18 protein-coding genes and 1 riboswitch are annotated in these 21,777 nt (G+C 72.4%); of the genes, 5 read left to right on the forward strand and 13 right to left on the reverse strand.

The features are described from left to right. Window positions 1-151: 151 nt before the first annotated feature. Complete coding sequence (locus tag ACFYW1_RS37015) at window positions 152-754, forward strand: hypothetical protein (RefSeq protein WP_389003840.1); 603 nt, start codon at window positions 152-154, stop codon at window positions 752-754. Window positions 755-1,140: 386 nt separating this feature from the next. Continuing rightward, on the forward strand, window positions 1,141-3,060 hold the full coding sequence (locus ACFYW1_RS37020) for an AAA family ATPase (RefSeq protein WP_389003843.1): 1,920 nt from the start codon (window positions 1,141-1,143) through the stop codon (window positions 3,058-3,060). A gap of 304 nt (window positions 3,061-3,364) precedes the next feature. On the opposite strand, the gene ACFYW1_RS37025 is transcribed toward ACFYW1_RS37020, so the two are convergent. The 10 genes from ACFYW1_RS37025 to ribD form a co-directional block, all read right to left on the reverse strand. Continuing rightward, window positions 3,365-4,462, reverse strand: coding sequence for a hemolysin family protein (locus ACFYW1_RS37025; RefSeq protein ID WP_389003846.1), 1,098 nt, complete (start codon window positions 4,460-4,462; stop codon window positions 3,365-3,367). Next, a complete protein-coding gene (locus ACFYW1_RS37030) occupies window positions 4,459-5,835 on the reverse strand; it encodes a hemolysin family protein (RefSeq protein ID WP_389003849.1) in 1,377 nt (458 codons plus the stop codon). The genes ACFYW1_RS37025 and ACFYW1_RS37030 overlap by 4 nt, the downstream gene beginning before the upstream one ends. Window positions 5,836-6,022: 187 nt before the next feature. Then, a complete protein-coding gene (locus ACFYW1_RS37035; RefSeq protein ID WP_389003852.1) occupies window positions 6,023-6,487 on the reverse strand; it encodes a PH domain-containing protein in 465 nt (154 codons plus the stop codon). 55 nt (window positions 6,488-6,542) lie between these two features. After that, entirely contained in the window at window positions 6,543-7,391 is an 849-nt protein-coding gene (gene hisG / locus ACFYW1_RS37040) for an ATP phosphoribosyltransferase (RefSeq protein WP_356936192.1), read from the reverse strand. A gap of 65 nt (window positions 7,392-7,456) precedes the next feature. Then, window positions 7,457-7,729 (reverse strand): phosphoribosyl-ATP diphosphatase, encoded by a 273-nt coding sequence (locus ACFYW1_RS37045; protein ID WP_148833253.1) that lies wholly within the window; start codon window positions 7,727-7,729, stop codon window positions 7,457-7,459. Between the two features lie 35 nt (window positions 7,730-7,764). After that, on the reverse strand, window positions 7,765-8,250 hold the full coding sequence (gene ribH / locus ACFYW1_RS37050; protein WP_351836421.1) for a 6,7-dimethyl-8-ribityllumazine synthase: 486 nt from the start codon (window positions 8,248-8,250) through the stop codon (window positions 7,765-7,767). 29 nt (window positions 8,251-8,279) lie between these two features. Next, a complete protein-coding gene (locus ACFYW1_RS37055; RefSeq protein ID WP_389003857.1) occupies window positions 8,280-9,578 on the reverse strand; it encodes a bifunctional 3,4-dihydroxy-2-butanone-4-phosphate synthase/GTP cyclohydrolase II in 1,299 nt (432 codons plus the stop codon). Further along, the gene (locus ACFYW1_RS37060; RefSeq protein ID WP_389003860.1) at window positions 9,575-10,219 is read right to left on the reverse strand and encodes a nicotinamide riboside transporter PnuC; all 645 of its coding nucleotides are present in this window, start codon (window positions 10,217-10,219) and stop codon (window positions 9,575-9,577) included. Before ACFYW1_RS37060 ends, ACFYW1_RS37055 begins: the two co-directional genes overlap by 4 nt. Then, window positions 10,216-10,833: a riboflavin synthase gene (locus tag ACFYW1_RS37065; RefSeq protein ID WP_389003863.1), complete on the reverse strand. Its 618-nt coding sequence runs from the start codon at window positions 10,831-10,833 to the stop codon at window positions 10,216-10,218. The genes ACFYW1_RS37060 and ACFYW1_RS37065 overlap by 4 nt, the downstream gene beginning before the upstream one ends. Window position 10,834: 1 nt before the next feature. Continuing rightward, window positions 10,835-11,935 (reverse strand): bifunctional diaminohydroxyphosphoribosylaminopyrimidine deaminase/5-amino-6-(5-phosphoribosylamino)uracil reductase RibD, encoded by a 1,101-nt coding sequence (gene ribD, locus ACFYW1_RS37070; protein WP_389003866.1) that lies wholly within the window; start codon window positions 11,933-11,935, stop codon window positions 10,835-10,837. A gap of 152 nt (window positions 11,936-12,087) precedes the next feature. Further along, window positions 12,088-12,218: riboswitch (FMN riboswitch) on the reverse strand. Window positions 12,219-12,485: 267 nt separating this feature from the next. Between ribD and ACFYW1_RS37075 the strand changes: the two genes are divergently transcribed. Then, window positions 12,486-14,813 (forward strand): chitinase C-terminal domain-containing protein, encoded by a 2,328-nt coding sequence (locus tag ACFYW1_RS37075; RefSeq protein WP_389003869.1) that lies wholly within the window; start codon window positions 12,486-12,488, stop codon window positions 14,811-14,813. A gap of 90 nt (window positions 14,814-14,903) precedes the next feature. Here ACFYW1_RS37075 and ACFYW1_RS37080 read toward each other — a convergent pair whose 3' ends face one another. Beyond that, window positions 14,904-16,094: an ROK family protein gene (locus tag ACFYW1_RS37080; RefSeq protein ID WP_389003872.1), complete on the reverse strand. Its 1,191-nt coding sequence runs from the start codon at window positions 16,092-16,094 to the stop codon at window positions 14,904-14,906. 146 nt (window positions 16,095-16,240) lie between these two features. Here ACFYW1_RS37080 and ACFYW1_RS37085 point away from each other — a divergent pair, with 146 nt between their 5' ends. Both ACFYW1_RS37085 and ACFYW1_RS37090 read left to right on the forward strand, forming a co-directional pair. After that, window positions 16,241-17,470, forward strand: a complete 1,230-nt coding sequence (locus ACFYW1_RS37085; protein ID WP_389003875.1) for an MFS transporter — start codon at window positions 16,241-16,243, stop codon at window positions 17,468-17,470. A 198-nt stretch (window positions 17,471-17,668) separates the two neighbouring features. After that, window positions 17,669-19,060: a uracil-xanthine permease family protein gene (locus ACFYW1_RS37090; RefSeq protein WP_389003878.1), complete on the forward strand. Its 1,392-nt coding sequence runs from the start codon at window positions 17,669-17,671 to the stop codon at window positions 19,058-19,060. 131 nt (window positions 19,061-19,191) lie between these two features. Here ACFYW1_RS37090 and ACFYW1_RS37095 read toward each other — a convergent pair whose 3' ends face one another. Then, window positions 19,192-20,142: a GNAT family N-acetyltransferase gene (locus ACFYW1_RS37095; RefSeq protein WP_389003881.1), complete on the reverse strand. Its 951-nt coding sequence runs from the start codon at window positions 20,140-20,142 to the stop codon at window positions 19,192-19,194. Next, on the reverse strand, window positions 20,139-21,777 hold a 1,639-nt coding region (locus tag ACFYW1_RS37100; protein ID WP_389003884.1), incomplete at its 5' end, for a peptidase C14. The genes ACFYW1_RS37095 and ACFYW1_RS37100, both read right to left, overlap by 4 nt.

Here is a 21,777-nt window from a genome sequence, read left to right on the forward strand (position 1 = left end):
GAATGGGGCTGCGGATGCACGACAGTGCGCCAACTATCGCGGGTCGCGGCCGGATTCGGCCAGTGATTCGACTCGCGCCGGGAAAGCAATATTGGTCTGGTCCACTGGCGTGACCTGCGTCTGTTTCCCAGCGGCTCGTAGGCTGGTGGGCATGAACGCCCTCTCGCTCCTCGCCGCGCGGCTGCCCGCCCTGGCGCCGTCCTGCGGCCCGGTGCGGCTGATCGCCGTCGACGGCCACGCGGGGTCGGGGAAGAGCACCTTCGCCGCCCGCCTGGCCGCCGCGCTCGGCGACGCCCCCGTCCTGCACCTGGACGACCTGGCCTCCCACGACTCCTTCTTCACCTGGACGGACCGGCTGCGGGAACAGGTGACCGGACCGCTGGAGCGCGGCGAGTGCGCGCGCTACGCGCCGTACGACTGGACCGCGCGGCGGTTCGGGACACCGCGCGTCCTGGAGCCGGCGCCGGTGGTCGTCGTCGAGGGGGTCGGGGCCGGGCGGCGGGCGCTGCGGCCGCGTCTGGCGCGACTCCTGTGGATGGACCTCGACGCCGCGGCGTCCTGGCGGCGCGGCCGTCGTCGGGACGGTCCGGCGCTCTCGGAGTTCTGGGACGGGTGGACGGCGGCCGAGACGGAGCACTTCTCGGCCGATCCTTCACGGCCTCACGCGGACACCCTGGTACGGCAGTTGCCAGTGGGGTACGAGTTGCTGGAGGGACCTCGAACGGCAGCGGGAGCGAACCATTCCGTCACGTAAAGTGAGCGCATCGCGCCGCCGTGTCGAATGGTGAGAAAACCCCCCGGAAGTGACCCAACTCCGCTTGACCCGGGGGCGGTACAGGTCTTACGTTCTCAATGTGCGGCTTTTCGGAGCCCCCATAAACACGAAGCCCCCGGTTGTTCCCCCGTGATCGGGGGCTTCGTTCTGCCCCCGCACCCCCTCCCCGCCCCGGAACGACCCGCTCCGATCACTTTGGGTCACGGGTTTCCTTCCGTCTGCGGTGCCCTTAGTCGCGCACTCCCTGCGCAGGTACGATGCCTCTCGGTGCGGTCAATTCCCGTCCGTGGCACATCGATTCGGCACGCCCCGGCGAGCCGGTCGGGCGGCGGGACATCCTGGGGGCACGGTTTGTGGGGGACCAGATGGACATCGGCACGCAGGGCGCTCAGGCCCCGGCCGACCTCGCCTGGCTGCGCGGCGTGGACGCCTACACCATGGGCGCCTATCCACAGGCCGAGGAGGAATTCAGAACCGCGGTGCGCCTCGACCCGGGCATGGCGGACGGCTGGCTCGGCCTCCACGCGCTGAGGGTCGACACGACGACGGCGCTGCTGCACATGCACCGTCATCGCGACCGCTTCGGCCAGCAGCGCACCCGGCACCGGCGCACGCTCAACTCCTGGTACTGGCTGGGCTGGTGGGTGCAGCCGGTGCTGGAGAGCCCGCGCGACCTGCTGCTCGCGCACGCCTCGCACTGGCTGGACGGCCGCCACGTCCCCGAGCTGGACCGGGCGCTCGCGGGCCTGCCGCCGGTGGACACGGACCCGCAGGTGCGCTTCCTGCACGCCTGCCGCTCCTACCTGGTCAAGGACTGGGAACAGCTCGTCCGCAACACCGAGCAGCTGACGGACGATCCGCTGCTCGGCATCGAGGCGGGGCTGTTCGGCGGGATGGCCCGGGTGCGGCTGGAGATGTACGGGCAGGCCGAGCCGCTGCTCGCCACCGCCCTGATGCGCTGCCGCAGCGAGCAGCCCCAGCGCAAGGAGCTGCGCTACTGGCTGGCCCGCGCGTACGAGGGCACCGGCCGCAGCGCCGCCGCCCTGCCGCTCTACCGGGCGGTGCACCGGGTCGACCCGGCGTTCATGGACACCTCGGCGCGGCTGGCCGCGATCGCGGACTACGACGGTCTGGAGGGTGCCGAGGATGCCTCCGGTCTGGCCACCGTGTCCCTGGTGGGCACGGACAACACCGCCTCGGGGACGGACGGCACCGGGCCGGAGACCCCGCCGGACGCCGATCCGCCGCTCGGCGCCGATCTGATGGACGGCCGGGAGTCGCGGCCCGGCGGCGAGCCCTCGGGGGTCACCGGCCTCGGGGTGCCGCCGCCCGACGGGGTGCGGCGCAAGAGCGCGGGGCAGCAGCCGTCGCCCTTCCCGGCGGGGCCCAGCGATCCGGTGCTGCTCGCCGAGGCGCTGGCCGAGCTGGAGCGGATGGTGGGTCTGGAGCCGGTCAAGCGCCAGGTCAAGGCGCTGTCCGCACAGCTGAACATGGCGCGGCTGCGGGCCGGGCAGGGGTTGCCCGTCCAGCCACCGAAGCGCCACTTCGTCTTCTCGGGTCCTTCCGGCACCGGCAAGACCACGGTGGCGCGCATCCTGGGCCGGGTCTTCTACGCGCTGGGGCTGCTCGGCGGCGACCATCTGGTCGAGGCCCAACGGGCCGATCTGGTGGGTGAGTTCCTCGGCCAGACCGCGGTCAAGGCCAATGAGCTGATCGACTCGGCGCTCGGCGGGGTGCTCTTCGTGGACGAGGCGTACAGCCTCTCCAACAGCGGTTACAGCAAGGGCGACGCGTACGGCGACGAGGCCCTCCAGGTCCTCCTCAAGCGCGCGGAGGACAACCGGGACCACCTGGTCGTCATCCTCGCCGGCTACCCCGAGGGCATGGACCGGCTGCTGGCCACCAACCCCGGGCTCTCCTCGCGCTTCACCACCCGGGTGGACTTCCCGAGCTACCGGCCGCTGGAGCTCACCTCGATCGGCGAGGTGCTGGCGGCGGAGAACGGCGACGTGTGGGACGAGGAGTCGCTCGACGAGCTGCGTTCCATCAGTGGCCACGTCGTCGAGCAGGGCTGGATCGACGAGCTGGGCAACGGACGGTTCCTGCGCACCCTGTACGAGAAGAGCTGCGCCTACCGGGACCTGCGGCTCTCCGGGTACACCGCCGTACCGGGCCGGGACGACCTGGCCACGCTGCGGCTGCCGGACCTGATGCAGGCGTACGGCGAGGTCCTGTCCGGCCGGGGCCCGGTGGACCGGGGACAGCAGGAGCCACCGGCCCCGTGAGGGCGACGGCGCCGCTTCGGCCGTGGCGCAGGTCGCAGGCGAGGACGTGGTGGTCGGCGTCGCGGAGGTTCTCGTGGTCGGGCAGGAAGTCGATCTCGAAGTCCGCGAAGGGCGTGGCGTACCGGGGCAGGTGCCGGAGGCAGCCGTACCGGTTGGCCGGCATGGAGTGGTCGGCGATGACGAGCTCGTCGGAGTCGGCCGGGATGAACCAGCCTTCCAGCGGGGTGCCGTCCTGGGAGAGAAAACGGTTTCGCCCCGTCGGGGCCGGGAACGCCCGGCCCCGACGTCGCTTCGGGAACCCGCCCTAGCGGGCCGACGTGGCGAGTTCGCCGGTGCCGGACGTCGTCTCCGCCGTCCGGCGCGGCACCGATACCCGGTGGGCCGGGTCGCGCACCTCGCCGACGAGCATCTCCAGCACGTCCTCCATGGCGACCAGGCCGAGGATCCGGCCCGACGCGTCGGCGACCTGGGCCAGGTGGGTCGCCGCCCGGCGCATCACGGTCAGGGCGTCGTCCAGGGGGAGTTCGGCCCGCACCGTCGCCATCGGGCGCCATACCTGCTGCGGGACGGCCCGTTCGCCGTCCTCCAGGTCCAGGACGTCCTTGACGTGCAGATAGCCCATGAACGGACCGCCGCCCTCGGCGCACACCGGGAAGCGCGAGTAGCCGGTCCGTACGGTCAGCTCCTCGATCCGGCGCGGGGTGACGGACGGGTCCACCGTCACCAGGGAGGCCCGCTTGAGCAGCACGTCGGTGACGGGCCTGCTGCCCAGCTCCAGCGCGTCCTCCAGCCGCTCCTGGGCCTCCGGCTCCAGCAGCCCGGCCTGGCCGGAGTCCTCGACGAGGCGGTTGAGCTGTTCGCTGGTGAAGACGGCCTCCACCTCGTCCTTGGGCTCCACCCCGAAGAGCCGGAGCACCAGTCGGGCGCAGGCGCCCAGTGCGGAGGTGACCGGCCGGCACAGGCGGGCGAAGCCCACCAGGCCGGGGCTGAGCCAGAGCGCGGTCCGCTCCGGCGCCGCCATCGCGAGGTTCTTCGGGACCATCTCGCCGATGACGAGATGAAGGAAGATCACGAGGGCGAGCGCCAGGACGTAGCCGAGCGGGTGGACGAGCCCCTCGGGCAGGTGGACCGCGTGGAAGACCGGCTCCAGCAGACGGGCGACGGTCGGTTCGGCAACGGCGCCGAGGGTCAGCGAGCAGACGGTGATGCCGAACTGCGCGGCGGCCATCATCTGCGGCAGGTTCTCCAGGCCGTACAGCACCTTGTGGGCGCGCCCCGACCCGGCCGCCGCCAGGGGTTCGACCTGGCTGCGCCGTACGGACACGAGGGCGAACTCCGCGCCGACGAAGAAGCCGTTCGCCAGCACGAGGAAGCCCGCGAGGAGCAACTGGACCAGGCTCATCGCACGGCCTCCAGGGCCTCGTGGGTCACCAGTGCCCCGGCGAGGGGGACGGTGGCCGGGGCGGCCGTGGTGCGCACGAAGCGGACCCGCTCGGCACGGTAGTGGCCGACCTGGCGGACGGAGAGCCGCCAGCCGGGCAGTTCGGCCCGGTCGCCGGGGGCCGGGATGCGGCCCAGCAGGTCGGCGACGAGCCCGGCCACGGTCTCGTACGGGCCGTCGGGGACGTCGAGTCCTATCCGGCGCAGGCTCAGGACTCGGCAGCTGCCCTCGACGTCCCAGGCCGGGCGGCCGTCCTCGGGCGCGGCGGGGACCAGTTCGGGCCGGTCGGCGCCCTCGGCATCGTGCTCGTCGCGGACCTCGCCGACGAGTTCCTCGATGATGTCCTCCAGGGTGACGACCCCGGCGGTGCCGCCGTACTCGTCGACCACGACGGCGATCGGCTGCTCGTTGCGCAGCCGCTGGAGCAGCTGTTCGACGGGCAGGGTCTCGGGGACCAGCAGCGGCGGCACGGCGATCCGGCCGGCCGGGGTGCGCAGCCGGTCGGCGGCGGGCACGGCGAGCGCGTCCTTGAGGTGGACCATGCCGACGACCTCGTCGATGCGTTCCCGGTAGACCGGGAAGCGGGAGAGGCCGGTGGCGCGGGTGAGGTTGAGGACGTCCGCCGCGGTCGCCGAGGACTGCAGGGCGCTGACCTTCACCCGGGGGGTCATGACGTGCTGGGCGGTGAGCCCGGCGAGCGACAGGGTCCGTACGAAGAGGTCCGCGGTGTCCTGTTCGAGGGTGCCGGCCTCGGCCGAGTGCCGGGCCAGGGAGACCAGCTCACCGGGGGTGCGGGCGGAGGCCAGCTCCTCGGTGGGCTCCACGCCCAGCAGCCGCACCAGCCGGTTGGCCACGGTGTTCAACAGGCTGATCACCGGCCGGAACACGGCGGAGAAGCGGTGCTGGGGGCCGGCGACGAACCGGGCGACCTGGAGCGGCCGGGAGACCGCCCAGTTCTTGGGCACGAGTTCGCCGATCACCATCTGGACGGCGGAGGCCACCAGCATCCCGATGACCACGCTGACGCCGGGGACGGCGCCCTCGGGCAGTCCGGTCGCGGTGAGGGGGCCGTCCAGCAACTGGGCGAGGGCCGGTTCGGCGAGCATGCCGACGACCAGTGAGGTGATGGTGATGCCCAGCTGGGTGCCGGAGAGCTGGAAGGAGAGTTCCCGCAGGGCTTCGACGACGGTACGGGCCCGCCGGTCGCCCTCGGCGGCGGCGCGCTCGGCGTCCGGCCGCTCCACCGTGACGAGGCCGAACTCGGCCGCCACGAAGAATCCGTTGGCGAGGATGAGAAGGAATGCCGCGCTCAGCAGCAGCAAGGGGGTGGTCATGCCGCCGCCTCCGGGGAGGGGGCGGCGCAGGTACTACCGGACGATCCGTCCATTGCTGGAAGGAGTCACTCCTTGGGTCGCAGGAAAGCCCCGCCGGTCTCGGGGGACCTTCCGGTGCGGGGCGGGGCGCACAGGGGCGCCGCCGTCCTCCAGAGTAATCAAGAAGGGCCCGTGCGGGGCAGGGGGCTCAGCCGATGTCCTTGCCGGTGCCGCGGTTCTCGGCGAGGGCCCGCAGCGCGCGGGCGTCCCGGATGGCCTGCTGTTTGGCGACACCCGGCTGGATGCCGAGGGCGGGCATGCTCGTCCCGTCGCTGAGGTCGAGGAAGACCCAGGGGTCGCCGGGGCGCAGGTTGACGCGGAGGATCTCCGCCCAGGACAGCCGACGCGTCCGGGTGATGTTGACCACCGTCACCCCGTCCTCGTCCGCGACCACCTTCGGGCGGCTGAGCAGGGCGAGCACGCCGAGGAACAGCAGCGCGGTGAAGACGAAGCTGATCCGCTCTCCCCCGCTCAGCCGTTCCAGTGTCAGGGCGACGACGGTGATGACGAGGAACATCGCCGCCCCCACGGTCAGCAGGACCACCCGGGTTCGGGTCGGCCGGAACGTGACCGGGAGGGTGGGGAGTTCGGGCCGGGGTGCGGGGGCGGACATGGTGTTCTTCTGTCTTCCGGGGGCTTTTCTGCTGTCTTCCGGGGACGCCGGGCCGTCAGAGGCGGCAGGCGTGGATGGCGGTGGTGAGGATGGCGCGGGCGCCGAGGTCGTACAGGTCGTCCATGATCCGCTGCGCCTCCCGGGCGGCGACCATGGAGCGGACGGCGACCCAGCCCTCGTGGTGCAGCGGGGAGATGGTCGGCGACTCCAGGCCCGGGGTGAGGGCGACGGCGCGCTCCAGGTGCTCGACGCGGCAGTCGTAGTCCATCATCACGTAGGAGCGGGCGACCAGGACGCCCTGGAGGCGGCGGAGGAACTGCTGCACCTTGGGGTCGTCGTCCGGGGCGCCGGCGCGGCGGATGACGACGGCCTCCGACTTCATGATCGGCTCGCCGATGACTTCGAGGCCGGCGTTGCGCAGGCTGGTGCCGGTCTCCACGACGTCGGCGATGACCTGGGCGACACCGAGTTCGATGGCGGTCTCGACCGCGCCGTCGAGGTGGACGACGGAGGCGTTGATGCCGGCGTCGGCGAGGTGCTTGGCGACGATGCCCTCGTAGGAGGTGGCGATCGTCTTGCCGTCGAAGTCCTGCGGGCCCTGGGCCGTGCCGGGCCTGGTGGCGTAGCGGAAGGTGGAGCGGGCGAAGCCGAGCTGGAGGATCTCCTCGGCGTCGGCCCCGGAGTCCAGCAGCAGGTCGCGGCCGGTGATGCCGATGTCGAGGCGGCCGGAGCTGACGTAGATCGCGATGTCGCGGGGGCGCAGATAGAAGAACTCGACCTCGTTCTCGGGGTCGACGAGGACGAGTTCCTTGGACTCCTTGCGCTGCTGGTACCCGGCCTCATGGAGCATCGCCATCGCAGGCCCGGAGAGTGAACCCTTGTTGGGGACGGCGATGCGCAGCATGAGGTCGGCTTCCTTTGCGAGGAGAGGTGCGGGATGCGGAAGGGGCGGGTGGTGCGGGGTCCTGCTCAGAGGTGGGCGTAGACGTCGTCGAGCGAGATCCCGCGGGCGACCATCATCACCTGGACGTGGTACAGCAGCTGGGAGATCTCCTCGGCGGCGGCGTCCTTGCTCTCGTGCTCGGCGGCCATCCAGACTTCGGCGGCCTCCTCGACGACCTTCTTGCCGATGGCATGGACGCCCTTGCCCACCAGTTCGGCGGTGCGGGAGGTGGAGGGGTCGCCGTTGGCGGCCTTGAGCTGCAGCTCGGCGAAGAGCTCTTCGAAGGTTTTGTTCGCCATGATGGTTCTTAGCCTACGGGGTCCGCGGGCCCCACTCAGCGCCAGGGCTCGCTGACGGTGCGCAGCGTGGCGGCGGTGGCGACGGCCGCGGTGACCGCTTCGTGCCCCTTGTCCTCGTTGGAGCCCTCCAGGCCGGCCCGGTCGAGCGCCTGCTCCTCGGTGTCGCAGGTGAGCACCCCGAAACCGACGGGCACTCCGGTGTCGACGGCGACCTGGGTGAGGCCGTTGGTGACGCCCTGGGAGACGTACTCGAAGTGCGGGGTGCCGCCGCGGATGATGACGCCGAGGGCGACGACCGCGTCGTAGCCGCGGCCCGCGAGGACCTTGGCCACGACCGGGAGCTCGAAGCTGCCGGGGACCCGGAGCAGGGTCGGCTCGTCGATGCCGAGCTCGTGCAGGGCGCGCAGCGCGCCGTCGACGAGTCCGTCCATGACCTTCTCGTGCCACTGTGCGGCGACGACCGCCACACGCAGGTCACCGCAGTTGCGTACGGACAGTTCGGGTGCGCCCTTGCCGCTCATGTCTCTCCTGTCGCTCGTTTCCGTGATCGTCACTGGTTTCCGCAGGTCGACGCCTGGGCGGCGTCGAGCCAGGGCAGGTCGTGCCCCATGCGGTCGCGCTTGGTGCGCAGGTAGCGCAGATTGTGCTCGCCCGCCTGGACGGGCATCGGCTCGCGGCCGGTGACGGCCAGTCCGTGTCGCAGGATCGCGGCCGTCTTGTCGGGGTTGTTGGTCATCAGCCTGAGGCTGCGGACGCCGAGGTCCTTGAGGATCTGGGCGCCGGCCGCGTAGTCGCGGGCGTCGGCGGGCAGGCCGAGTTCCAGGTTGGCGTCGAGGGTGTCGACGCCGCGTTCCTGCAGTTCGTAGGCGCGCAGCTTGGACAGCAGGCCGATGCCCCGGCCCTCGTGGCCGCGCAGGTAGACGACGACGCCGCGGCCCTCCTCGGTGATCCGGCGCATGGACGCGTGCAGCTGGGGGCCGCAGTCGCAGCGCTGGGACTGGAAGATGTCGCCGGTCAGGCACTCGGAGTGGACCCGGACCAGGATGTCGTCGCCGTCGCCGAGGTCGCCGTGGACGAGCGCGACGTGTTCGACGCCGTCGGTCGTGGAGCGGTAGCCGTAGGCGGTGAACGGGCCGAAGCCGGTCGGCAGCCGGATCTCGGCCTCGCGGCGCACGGTCGGTTCCGAGCTGCGGCGGTAGGCGATCAGGTCCTCGATGGAGATGATCGTGAGGCCGTGCTTGCGGGCGAACGGGACCAGCTGCGGCAGTCGCAGCATCACGCCGTCCTCGCCGGCGATCTCGACGATGGCGCCGGCGGGCCGCAGTCCGGCGAGCCGGGCGAGGTCGACGGCGGCCTCGGTGTGGCCGTTGCGCACCAGTACGCCGCCGGAGCGGGCACGGAGCGGGAAGACGTGGCCGGGCCGTACGAAGTCGGCGGGTCCGGCCTCGCCGCCCGCCAGCAGCCGGAGGGTGGCGGCCCGGTCGGCGGCGGAGATCCCGGTGGTCACGCCGTGGGCCGCCGAGGCGTCGACGGAGACGGTGAACGCGGTCCGCATCGACTCGGTGTTGTGGCCGACCATCTGCGGGAGTTCGAGCCGTTCCAGCTCGTCGTTCTCCATCGGGGCGCAGATCAGGCCGCGGCACTCGCTCATCATGAACGCGACGATCTCGGGGGTGGCCTTCTCGGCGGCGACGACAAGGTCGCCCTCGTTCTCCCGGTCCTCGTCGTCGACGACCACGACGGGCCGGCCGGCGGCGATGTCGCGGATCGCCTGTTCGACGGGGTCGAGCGCGAGGTCCTCCAGGTCCCTTCCGTGGTCCGGGTGCAGCCAGGTGGGCTGGGCAGTCATGCCGTGGCTCCTTCCAGAGCGGGTGTCCGCGAGCGCAGCCACCAGTCGCGCATGCCCCACAGGACGAGGGCGCCGTACACGACGTAGATGAGACCGGAGAAGGCGAGGCCGCTGTGGAAGTTCAGCGGTACGCCGACGAGGTCGACCAGCAGCCAGGCGAACCAGAACTCGACCATGCCGCGGGCCTGGGCGAGCATCGCGACGAGGGTGCCCGCGAAGATGTACGCGTCCGCCCACGGGCTCCAGGACAGCGAGGGGAACGCGGTGAACAGGCCGCCGACCGCGAGGGTGCCGAGCGCGGCGCCGCCCAGCAGGTATCCGCGCTCGCGCCAGGTGGCGAACCGCACGGCGATGGAACCGTCCTGGGCCTGCTGCCTGCCCCGGGACCACTGCTGCCAGCCCCAGACGGCCACGGCTATGACGACGACCTGCTTGCCGACGCTGCCCGCCTGCTGCACCGAGGCGTTGGCCGCGACGAGGACGACGCCGGACAGGAGCTGGGCGGGCCAGGTCCAGACCGAGCGGAGCCAGCCCAGGGTCAGGGCGATCAGACCGACCGTGTTGCCGATCATGTCGGACCAGATGATGCGCTGCCCGAGGACGGTGAACGCCTCCGAGTTCAGCCAGTTCAGAGTGGTCACTTCACCGGCTCCTCGGTCTCCTGCGCGGTGTGGCCGAGCAGCCGCTCGACGTACTTCGCGATGACGTCCACCTCCAGGTTGACCGGGTCGCCGGGCTCCTTGATGCCGAGCGTGGTCAGGGCGAGGGTGGTGGGGATGAGGCTGATGGTGAAGTAGTCGGGTCCGGCGTCCACGACGGTGAGGCTGACTCCGTCGACGGTGATCGATCCCTTCTCGACCACGTAGCGGCTCAGGTGCGCGGGGAGGGAGACCTTCACGATCTCCCAGTTCTCGGAGATCCGGCGCTCGACGATGCGGCCGGTGCCGTCGACGTGGCCCTGGACGATGTGTCCGCCGAGCCGGCCGCCGACCGCCATGGGGCGCTCCAGGTTGACCCGGGAGCCCGTGTCCAGGGCGCCGAGGCTGGACCGGTTCAGGGTCTCGGCCATCACGTCGGCGGTGAACTCTCCGTCGCCGAGGTCGACGACGGTGAGGCAGACGCCGTTGACGGCGATGGAGTCGCCGTGTTTGGCGCCCTCGGTGACCACTCGGCCGCGCAGGCGGAAACGGGAGGCGTCGTCGAGCTTCTCGACGGCGGTGACCTCACCCAGTTCTTCGACAATTCCGGTGAACAACTCAGTTTCCCTTCCGGTCGGTGCCGGGGACGGCGGTGATGCGCAGATCGGGGCCGATGCGGACGGTCTCGGTCACATCGAGGCGCAACGCCTCGGCGATGGTGGAGATTCCGGCGTCGGCGAGGGCCGCGGGGCCGGCGCCGAGGAGCACGGGGGCGAGGTAGCCGACGACCTTGTCGACCGTTCCCGCGGCGACGAAGGCGCCGGCCAGGGTCGGGCCGCCTTCGAGGAGCACGGAGCGGATGCCGCGCCCGTGCAGGGCGTCGAGCAGGGCGGGGATGTCGAGGCCGGGGCCGGTGGCGGCGCGCGGCAGCCGCAGGACGGCCCCTTCGGGGAGGTGGCGGGCGTCGGCGTCGTCGGCGACGGCGATCAGGGTGGGCGCGCCGTCGTCGAGGACGCGGGCGCCGGGGCGCACGGCGGTGGCGGTGGTGTCCACGACCACCCGCAGGGGCTGCGCGGCGCCGTCGATGCCCCGGACGCCGAGCTGCGGGTCGTCGGTGCGGGCGGTGCCGGAGCCGACCACGACGGCGTCGGCCTCGGCGCGCAGCCGGTGGACGTCGGCGCGGGACTCGGCGGAGGTGATCCAGCGGCTGGTGGCGTCGGCGGCCGCGATCCGGCCGTCGAGACTCGCCGCGTACTTCCACAGCACGTACGGGCGGCCGAGCCGCACCGAGGTCAGCCAGGCGGCGTTGCCCGCTTCGGCCTCGGCGGCCAGGAGCCCCCCCTCGACCTCGATCCCGGCCGCGCGCAGGGTGTCCGCGCCGCCGGTGGCCTGCGGGTTCGGGTCGCCGACCGCGTAGACGACCCGGGCGACGCCGGCCTCGATCAGCGCCTGGGCACAGGGGCCGGTGCGACCGGTGTGGTTGCAGGGTTCGAGGGTGACGTGGGCGGTGCCGCCGCGGGCCCGGTCGCCCGCGGCGCGCAGGGCGTGGATCTCGGCGTGCGGGCCGCCGGCCCGCTGGTGGAAGCCCTCGCCCGCCGGGCGGCCCGCGGCGTCGAGGACGACACAGCCGACGACGGGGTTGGGGCTGGTGGAGCCGAGGCCGCGGGCGGCGAGCTCGATCGCTCGTCGCATGGCGGTGATGTCGGCTGCGGTGTCCACCGGGTCCTCCTGCCTCTTCGGGCACGGACTCCGGGGCTGTCGATGACGACAGAAGAGCGGGAACGCGACAGGGGAACGCCGAATGCCGGAAAACGGATGGATCGGTCGCCCGAAACCACCCGCCGACGGCGGCGTACCCGTGAAACGGCCCGCCGCGCACTGCCTCCCATCCGGACTTTAACCGTCGGTCCAGGAATTTCACCTGGTCAACCGGCCGCTGGATGCGGACGGGTCGCGGACTTTAACCGCCGGCTCGGAATTTCACCGACCCCGGAGTGCGCTGCTACTGGTACAGGGTCAGTGTGCCACGCCCACCGCTGGGCCATGCGGGTGAGCGGCTGTGGACTGGCTCACAAGGGGGCGCACGGCGGGGCGCGAACGGACGGCCACCCCCTAAAGGTCCAGACCTATTGACTCACTGGTCTAGTCCTCTTAATCTCTGCGTCACCTCCGAGGAGCCGTCCCGCGGTGTGCGCACACCCGGGGCAACAACACGACCCACCCCCTTGCCAGTTGCGTTTTTGCCGAACCTCCCCGGGAGGAACCGAACGTGCTGTCCCCCACCCGTGCGAGAGCCACCCTGCTCGCGGCCGGTGCCACCGTCGCCGCACTGCTGCTGGGTTCGCTCGCCGCCACCCCGTCGGCCGCCGCCGACCAGGAGTCCTGTCGCCCGGACGGGCTCTACCGGACCCCCGGCGTCCAGGTCCCCTACTGCTCCGTCTACGACACCGAGGGCCGCGAGAAGATGGGCGCCGACCATCAGCGGCGGGTCATCGGGTACTTCACCAACTGGCGTACCGGGAAGGACGGCAAGCCCGCCTACCTCGTCCCCGACATTCCCTGGGACAAGGTCACCCATCTGAATTACGCCTTCGCCCACGTCGACGGCGGCAACAGGCTCTCCGTGGGCCCCGACGGCCCGGAGAACGCCTCGACCGGCATGACCTGGCCGGGTGTCGCGGGCGCCGAGATGGACCCCGGCCTCCCCTACAAGGGCCATTTCAACCTGCTCACCAAGTTCAAGAAGAAGCACCCGAACGTGAAGACCATGGTGTCGGTGGGCGGCTGGGCCGAGACCGGCGGCTACTTCGGCGCCGACGGCGAGCGGGTGGACTCCGGCGGCTTCTACTCGATGGCGACCAACGCCGACGGCTCGGTCAACCGGGCCGGCATCGACACCTTCGCGGACTCGGCCGTCGACTTCGTCAGGAAGTACGGCTTCAACGGCGTCGACATCGACTACGAGTACCCCACGACCATGAAGGACGCGGGCAATCCGCTGGACTGGGCCCTGTCCAACGCCCGCCGGGCCGGTCTGGTCAAGGGCTACGCCGAGCTGATGAAGACCCTGCGCGAGAAGCTCGACCGCGCGTCCGCCGCCGACGGCACCCACTACCTGCTGAGCGTGGCCGCCCCCTCGTCGGGCTATCTGCTGCGCGGCATGGAGACCTTCCAGGTCCAGAAGTACCTGGACTACGTCAACATCATGTCGTACGACCTGCACGGCGCGTGGAACGAGTACGTCGGCCCGAACGCCGCGCTGTACGACGACGGCAAGGACGCCGAACTCGCCCGGGCGAGCGTCTACTCGACCTCCCAGTACGGCGGCACCGGCTACCTCAACACCGACTGGGCGTACCACTACTTCCGCGGTTCGATGCCGTCCGGCCGGATCAACATCGGCCTGCCGTACTACACCCGCGGTTTCAAGAACGTGCAGGGCGGAACGGACGGGCTGTGGGGCAGTGCCGCCACCACCGACTGCCCGGCCGGCGCGGGGCTGACCAAGTGCGGTGACGGCGCCGTCGGCATCGACAACCTCTGGCACGACCTGGACACCGCGGGCAAGGAGTCGCCCGCCGGTTCCAACCCCATGTGGCACGCGAAGAACCTGGAGAAGGGGGTCGTCGGCGACTACGTCACCGACTACGGCTTCCCCGCCGACACGAAGCTGACCGGCACCTACGCCCGCAAGTACGACTCGACGCTGGTCGCGCCCTGGCTGTGGAACGCCGAGAAGAAGGTCTTCCTGTCCACCGAGGACGAGCAGTCGGTCGCCGCGAAGGCGGACTACGTCGTCGACAAGGGCATCGGCGGCACCATGATCTGGGAACTCGCGGGCGACTACGACTGGAACGCCGCCAAGGGCCAGTACCAGCCGGGCTCCACGCTCACCTCGACGATGTACGAGAAGTTCAAGTCGGCCGCCCCGTACGGCGCGAAGCGCTCCACCGTCGATCTGCCCACCGAGGCGCTCGACATCGACGTGTCCTTCGACCAGTTCCCGCTCGGCGACTCCAACTACCCGATCAGCCCCAAGCTGAAGATCACCAACAACACGAAGGCGACGCTGCCCGGCGGCACCGAGTTCCAGTTCGACTACGCGACCTCGGCCCCCGCCAACGCCAAGGACCAGTCCGGCTTCGGCACCACGATCGTGCGCAGCGACCACACCGCAGCCAACAACATCGGCGGCCTGAAGGGCGACTACAACCGCGTCTCGCTGAAGCTGCCCGGCTGGCAGAGCCTGGCGCCCGGCGCCTCGGTGCAGGTGGACTTCGTGTACTACCTGCCCACCTCCACCCCGTCGAACTGGACGGTGACCTTCGGCGGGAAGTCGTACGCCCTCGTCGCCGACCTGGCGCGCGGCACCACCCGGGTCGAGCCCGGCACCGGCACGTCGCCGTCGCCCGGCCCGTCGACCCCGGCTCCCGGCGGCGAGTGCACCGCCCCCGCCTGGAGCGCGGGATCCGAGTACGGCGCCGGTACGACGGTCAGCCACGGCTCGCACCGGTGGAAGGCCCGGTGGTGGACGAAGGGCGAGACGCCCGGCTCCACCGGTGAATGGGGTGTCTGGCAGGACCTCGGGGCCTGCTGACCCCCTCCCCCGAACCGCCCGACGGTGACCGGATCGCCCCCGGTCGCCGTCGGGCTCGCCCGCGTCCCGGGGAGTGCCCGGCAGGCGGATTCAGCCCGCCGGGGCGAACAGTTCGTCCTGGGCCGCGTCCCGGGCCGCGAGCAGCGCGCCCCTCAGGACCGCGCCGCCGCCCAGCCGTCCGGCCCTGACCTCGGTGCGCAGCGGGGACATCGTGGCCAGCCGCTCCTCGACCCGGGCCGCGAGCGCGTCGCCGCCCGCGTGACCGACCTCGCCCGCGAGCAGCACGCAGCCGGGGTCGAGGACCGCGGCGACGGCGGCGGCGCCCAGCGCGAGGCGTTCGGCCAGGACGTCCAGGAACGCCTCGTGCCCGCCCTCCCCCGCCAGGGCGGCCCGCACCGCCGACGCCGCGCCCGGTTCCTTCTCGCCCCCGGCCGGGCCGGGCGGCACGACGATGCCGTGGGCGGCGGCCAGTTCGCAGACCGGGGTGGAGCCGACCAGCGAGTGGAAGCCGCCGTCGCAGTTGAGCGCCGAGGGGGCGCCGACCACGCCGGGCACCGGCAGGAAGCCGATCTCGCCCGCGCCGCCGGAGGCCCCGCGGCGGAGCACGCCGTCCAGCATGACGGCTGCGCCGACGCCGTGGCCGAGCCAGAAGAGCACGAAGGTGTCGCGGTCGCGGGCCGCGCCGCTGCGGTGTTCGGCCACGGCGGCGAGGTTGGTCTCGTTCTCGACCAGCACGGTCGCGGACAGCCGCTCCTGGAGCACCCGCACCAGCCGCCGGTGCCAGGCGGGCAGCCCGGTGGTGTCGCGCAGGTCGCCGGTGACCGGGTCGATCAGTCCGGGGGCGCCGATGCCGACGCTGTGCAGGGGGGCGGGGCCGGCCTCGCGCGCGATGCGCTCCAGCAGGGCGGCGGCCTGTTCCGCGGCGGTGTCGGTGTCCGTGGCGCCGTCCACGGGCAGGGTGGCCTCGGCGAGCGTGTTGCCCAGCAGGTCGGCGACGACCATGGCGACGCCCCGGGTGCGCACGTCGAGGGCGGCGAGGTGGGCGCGGTCGGCGACGATCCCGTACAGCCGGGCGTTGGGGCCGCGCCGCTCGGCGCCGGCCTCTCCGACCACCTCGACCAGCCCTGCTTCCCGGAGCCGTTCGACGAGGTCGGCGACGGTCGGACGGGACAGGCCGGTCAGGTTCTTCAGCTGGGTGGCCGTCAGCGGGCCCTCCTGCTGGAGCAGTCGCAGGGCGAGCCGGTCGTTGATGGCTCGGGCGGTGCTCGGTGATGCGGGCATGCCGGGATCCTTCCAGATCTCCGCCGGACCGGACGCATGGGCGGACTATTTATCAGGCAGGGTTCCTGATAGTTTACGGCCCGCACTGCCGACAACGAGCGCCGGGCCACCGGCGGCGGAAGAATCCCAGGGGAGGGCACGGCGGCATGACAACGGATTCCACCGAGACGGTCTTCGGCACGGAGCAGGTGAGGCGGGCCAGGTTCGCCATCGCCGCGGTCTTCACCGTCCACGGCGCGGTGACCGGCAGCTTCGCCACCCGGGTTCCCTGGATCCAGGACCACGCCGGGGTCAGCGCCGGGCAGCTCGGCCTGGCCCTGGCCTTCCCGGCGATCGGCGCCTCGCTCGCGATGCCGCTGGCCGGTGCGATCAGCCACCGCTTCGGCGCCCGGACCGCACTGCGCGGGCTGCTCGCCCTCTGGACGCTGGCACTGGTCCTGCCCGCGCTGGCGCCCGGTCTGCTGACGCTGTGCGCGGCCCTTCTCGTCTACGGGGCGACGGCCGGCATGTCGGACGTGGCGATGAACGCCCTCGGCGTCGAGGTGGAGAACCGCCTCGACAAGTCGATCATGTCCGGGCTGCACGGGATGTGGAGCGTGGGCGCCCTGATCGGTTCGGCGGCGGGCACCCTGGCCGCGCACCTGGGCACCGACGCCCGGCTGCACCACGCCCTGGCCGCCCTGGTGCTCACCGCGCTCGGCCTGCTGGCCTGCCAGGGCGTGCTCGACCTGCGCAGTCAGCCGGACGAGGAACCGCCGCCGCGCTTCACCCTGCCGCCGAAGTCGGCGCTGATCATCGGCGCGGTGGGCTTCTGCGCGGTGTTCGCCGAGGGGGCCAGCCTGGACTGGTCGGCGGTCTACCTCCGGGACGTGATGGACACCTCCGCCGGGCTCGCCGCAGCCTCCACCACGGCGTTCGCGCTGACCATGGCGGTCGCCCGGATCGCCGGCGACAAGGTCGTCGACCGCTTCGGCGCGGTGCGCACCGTGCGGGTCGGCGGGGTCCTCGCGACGGTGGGCGGCGTGCTCGTGGTCACCGCCCCGAGCGCGGTGCTCGCCATGTGCGGCTTCGGACTCCTCGGCCTCGGGGTCGCCGTGGTCGTCCCGCTCGCCTTCGCGGCGGCGGGGCGCAGCGGCCCGAACCCGAGCCAGGCGATCGCGGGGGTCGCCACGATCACGTACACCTCCGGGCTCATCGCCCCGTCCGCGATCGGCTCGCTGGCCGAGGCGACCTCGCTGATCGTCTCCTTCGGTCTGGTGACGGTGCTGGCGTTCGGCCTGGTGCTGGGGGCCGGGGTGCTGCGGGCGGGCGACCGCCGCACGCCGGCCCCGGACGCGGGCGCCACGAAGGCGGCGCCGGCCGAACCGCGTCCCTGAGGCCGGAGCCCCCCGCCCGGACCACGGCCCGGGCGGGGGGACGCACCGGCCGGGCCGGGCGGGGGCCGGGCAAGCTCCCGACCTGCGGCCCGGCCGAGAGGTCCCCGCGATCCGGCATTACCATGGCGCTGATCATTTCGGCGGAAGCGCCACGCCCATCGGGGCGGTGGGCTCCGTATCTACCCCCAGGGAGCGACCATGGACCTCGGCGTGCGCTGGACCCTGCACGGCGACGGGAAGACCCCCGCGCCGGGGGCCGTGGTCCGTCCGGACGAACGGCTCTCCTGGCCCCGTACGTTCGGCCTCGGTGCCCAGCACGTGGTCGCGATGTTCGGCGCCTCGTTCGTCGCGCCGGTGCTGATGGGGCTGGACCCCAACCTGGCGATCATGATGTCGGGTGTCGCGACGGCCATCTTCCTGCTGGCCACCCGCGGCCGGGTGCCCAGCTACCTCGGCTGCTCGCTCTCCTTCGTCGGGGTCGCGGCGACGATCCGGGCGAGCGGCGGCAGCAGCGCCGTGGTCACCGGTGCGGTGTTCGTCGTCGGGGTGGTGCTCCTCCTCGCCGGTCTCGCGGTGCAGCGCTTCGGCGCCCGGATCATCCACGCGGCCATGCCCCCGGTGGTCACCGGTGCCGTCGTGATGCTGATCGGCTTCAACCTGGCGCCGGTGACCGCCTCGACGTACTGGCCGCAGGACCAGTGGACGGCGCTGCTGGTGATGCTGTTCACCGGTTTGGCCGTAGTGTGCCTGCGCGGATTCTTCTCGCGCATCGCGATCTTCCTGGGCCTGGTCTTCGGATACGTCCTGTCCTGGGTCCTCGACCAGGTCTTCGGCAAGATCCACTCCCCGGCGGGCGGCGCCGAGGCCGTGGACCACTGGCGGCTCGACCTGTCGGGCGTCTCCAAGGCCGACTGGATCGGGCTGCCGTCCTTCCACGCGCCGAGCTTCGAGTGGTCGGCGATCCTGGTCGCGCTGCCGGTGGTCATCGCGCTGATCGCCGAGAACGCCGGGCACGTGAAGGCCGTGGGCGAGATGACCGGCTCCTCGCTGGACGACAAGCTGGGCACCGCGATCGCCGCCGACGGCGCCGCGTCGATGCTGTCGACCGCGGTGGGCGGCCCGCCGAACACCACGTACTCGGAGAACATCGGCGTCATGGCCGCGACCCGGGTCTACTCCACCGCCGCGTACTGGGCCGCCGCCTGCTTCGCCCTGCTCTTCGGCCTCTGCCCCAAGTTCGGCGCGGTCGTCGCCGCGGTCCCCGGCGGGGTGCTCGGCGGCATCACCGTCATCCTCTACGGCATGATCGGCCTGCTCGGCGCCCAGATCTGGCTGCACGCCAAGGTGGACCTGCGCAACCCGCTGAACCTGGTCCCGGCCGCCGCGGGCATCATCATCGGCGTCGGCGGCGTCGGCCTGAAGATCACCGACAACTTCGAGCTGAGCGGGATCGCGCTGGGCACCATCGTGGTGATCACCGGCTACCACGTGCTGCGGGCCTTCGCCCCGGCGCACCTCAAGACCCAGGAGCCCCTGCTGGACTCGGGGACCTCGGCGTACGACGAGCGGGACCCGGCCGACAAGCGGTGACGGCCCGGCCCAACCGGCGATGACACGATGACGCGGCGGCGGCCGCGGCGGGCACACCGTCCCGCCGCGGCCGTCGCCGCGTTCCCGCCCTCGCGTTCCCGTCGCCGCGCCGTTGTCGCCCCGGCCGTCGCTCAGAAGCAGTCGCCGTACCAGTGCACCGCGCCGGGCGCCGTGACCGCGGCCCGGACGGATTCCGCGGTGGCGTGCAGCGGGCGGGCCATGCCCACCCGCTCCGTCACCCGCCGGGCGTCCGTCAGCAGGGCCGGCAGCGCGGCCCTGACCCCGGGTTCGTCGGGGAGCCGGACCCGGGCCCGGTCCAGCCCCGCCGCCCGGCCCCGCTCGCCGACCGCGGCGAACAGCTCCCCCAGGCAGCCGGGTGTCCCCGCGAACTCCCGCACCTCGACGTGCTCCCCCACGTGCTGGGCCACGATCCAGCCGGCGAGCGCCCCCGAGACGGGGTCCTCGGCCACGAGCCACCGCTCGGCCGGGCCGTACCAGGCGGGCACCCGCACCGCCCAGTCCTCGGCGCTCCGCAGCGAGCTGAGCGGCCGGGCCGCGTTGTACGCCTGGTGCAGCGCGGCCACCCCGGCGGCGTCCCGCCCGGTGGCCGGCCGGACCCGGAAGGCCGGCCCCGCGGCGGACGGCGGTGCGAGCGTCCTCCCCGTCAGCATCCCCTCGGTGTACGCGCTGTCGAACTCCTGCCAGCCCGAGCCCCGGTAGACGCCCGGGGTGCCGGTGAACAGCAGCGACCAGGCGCACCCCTCGGCCCGCATGGCGCGCTCCGCCGCCACCAGCAGCCGCCGCACCAGCCCCCGCCCGCGGGCCTCGGGGCGGGTGGCGACGCTGCCGATGCCGCCGACCGGCCGCGGGACGCCGTCCGCGTCGCGGATCGTCCTCGGCACGTACACGACGACCGCGTCGATCCCGTCGCCGACGGCGTTCTGCGCGACGAAGGTGTGCCGGTGGCGGTCCGGGTCGAGGGCGTGCAGGTCGGTGACCTGCGGGGCGTCGAAGCACAGCCGCCACAGCCCGGCCAGCGCCGGGTCGTCGGCCGGGGTGGCGGTCCGGACGACGGCGCTCACAGGACCAGGTTCCCGTCCGTGCGCGCCGACGGGCCGTTCGCGGGCATCGCGGTGCGCTTCGTGCCGTCCTCCACGCACCCGGTGTGCAGGGCCGAGGCCAGGGCGTCCGGGGCGAGGTGGAGCGTGCCGCCGGTGAAGCGGCTGCCGCTCGCCGCGTAGTGGTTGGTGCCGTCGGCTATGCGGATGTGGGCGGTGTCCGCGCCGGAGACGGCGCCGGAGATCCCGTTGATGTCCCAGGTGACCTTCCCCGGGCCGGCGGCTCGGCCGAGCAGTGCCCCGGCCTTGTTGCCGCCGGTGAGGCGGGCCCCGCCGGTGAGGGTGATCCGCTGGTCGCGCACGGCGCTGAGTTCGATGCCGGTGTTGTCGTAGTGGCCGCCGTCGATCCGCAGGTCCGCCGAGCCGACCGAGAGCGGGGCGGCGTTCTCGGCGCCGATGACGGTGCAGTCGGTGAAGTGGACGGGGCCCGCGCCGCGCAGGATCGCGCCGTCGACGCCCTTGAACGTGCAGCGCACGAAGTGGACGGGGGCGGTGACCGGGGTCTGTACGAGGACGGCGCCGGCGGGCGGCTCGAAGGAGCAGTCGCTGATGGTGGTGGGGCGGCCGGAGCGGGCGGAGCGCTGGGCGACGGCGAAGGTCTTCGCGGTGCAGCCGCGCACCTGGGCCCCGTCGGCGTTGACGGTGAGGGTGCCCGCCTGGTCGAAGGTGGGACGGGCGATCACCGTGATGTCCTCCAGGGTCAGATCGGTGATCTTGGTGTTGGCGGTGAACCAGGAGCAGACGTGCCGTCGTACGGTGATCCGCTTGGCGGAGATGCCCCACTGCGCACCGGAGTTGGCGATGTCCATCAGCCCGGAGTTGCCGTCGAAGAGCAGGTCGTGCTCGTACTGGCCGTGGGTGGTGAAGGGGTTGCCGCCCGCGTCGTCGCCGTCGCCGTGGCAGTTGACGACGGTGCAGTAGGCGGAGGCGGTGAGGTCGTTGAGGTGGCGCACGTTGCTGGTCGTGCAGTCCGCGACCCGCCCGTACAGGCAGTAGATCTGCTGGGTGAGGTAGCCCGCGCCGCCGTACTCGACGGTGGGCGGGTTCTTCAGGGAGCAGTTCTCGGTGCGGAAACGGGTGCACCAGCGGCGCATGATGACCGGCCAGAAGGAACCGGTGGCGTGGATGCCGGAGACGTCGCAGCCCACGGCGTACTCGTAGCTGACCGGGTGGGAGCCGGTGTACTCGTCGCGGCCGGCGCCCTCGAAGACCATGTTGCGGACGTGGGCGTCGCGGACCGGTTCGACGCGGGTCCAGGTCAGGGTGCGTCCGGCGGCGAGCTCCCAGCCGTTGAGGTAGCCGATCCGGATGTGCGTGGCGTCGACGATCTCGGTGATCTCGACGAGCTTCTGCAGTTCGCGCTCGTCGCGCCCGCCGCCCTCGACCGGGGAGACCCGGACGGCCCACCACTGGCCGACCTCGAACGCCTTGGCGTCGGGGACCGGGAAGGTGTCGGTCAGCTCGATGACCTTGCCGGAGAGCGCGTGTTCGACGGTGGTGTCGCTGGGGGTGCCGCGGAAGGAGAGGACGGCGCCGAAGGGGTTGTCGTGGGTGTTCTTCTCGATGCCTTCGGTGCGTATGCGGTGGCCGCCGAAGTCG

This window comes from Streptomyces sp. NPDC002669, from assembly GCF_042889165.1.
Lineage (GTDB): Bacteria > Actinomycetota > Actinomycetes > Streptomycetales > Streptomycetaceae > Streptomyces.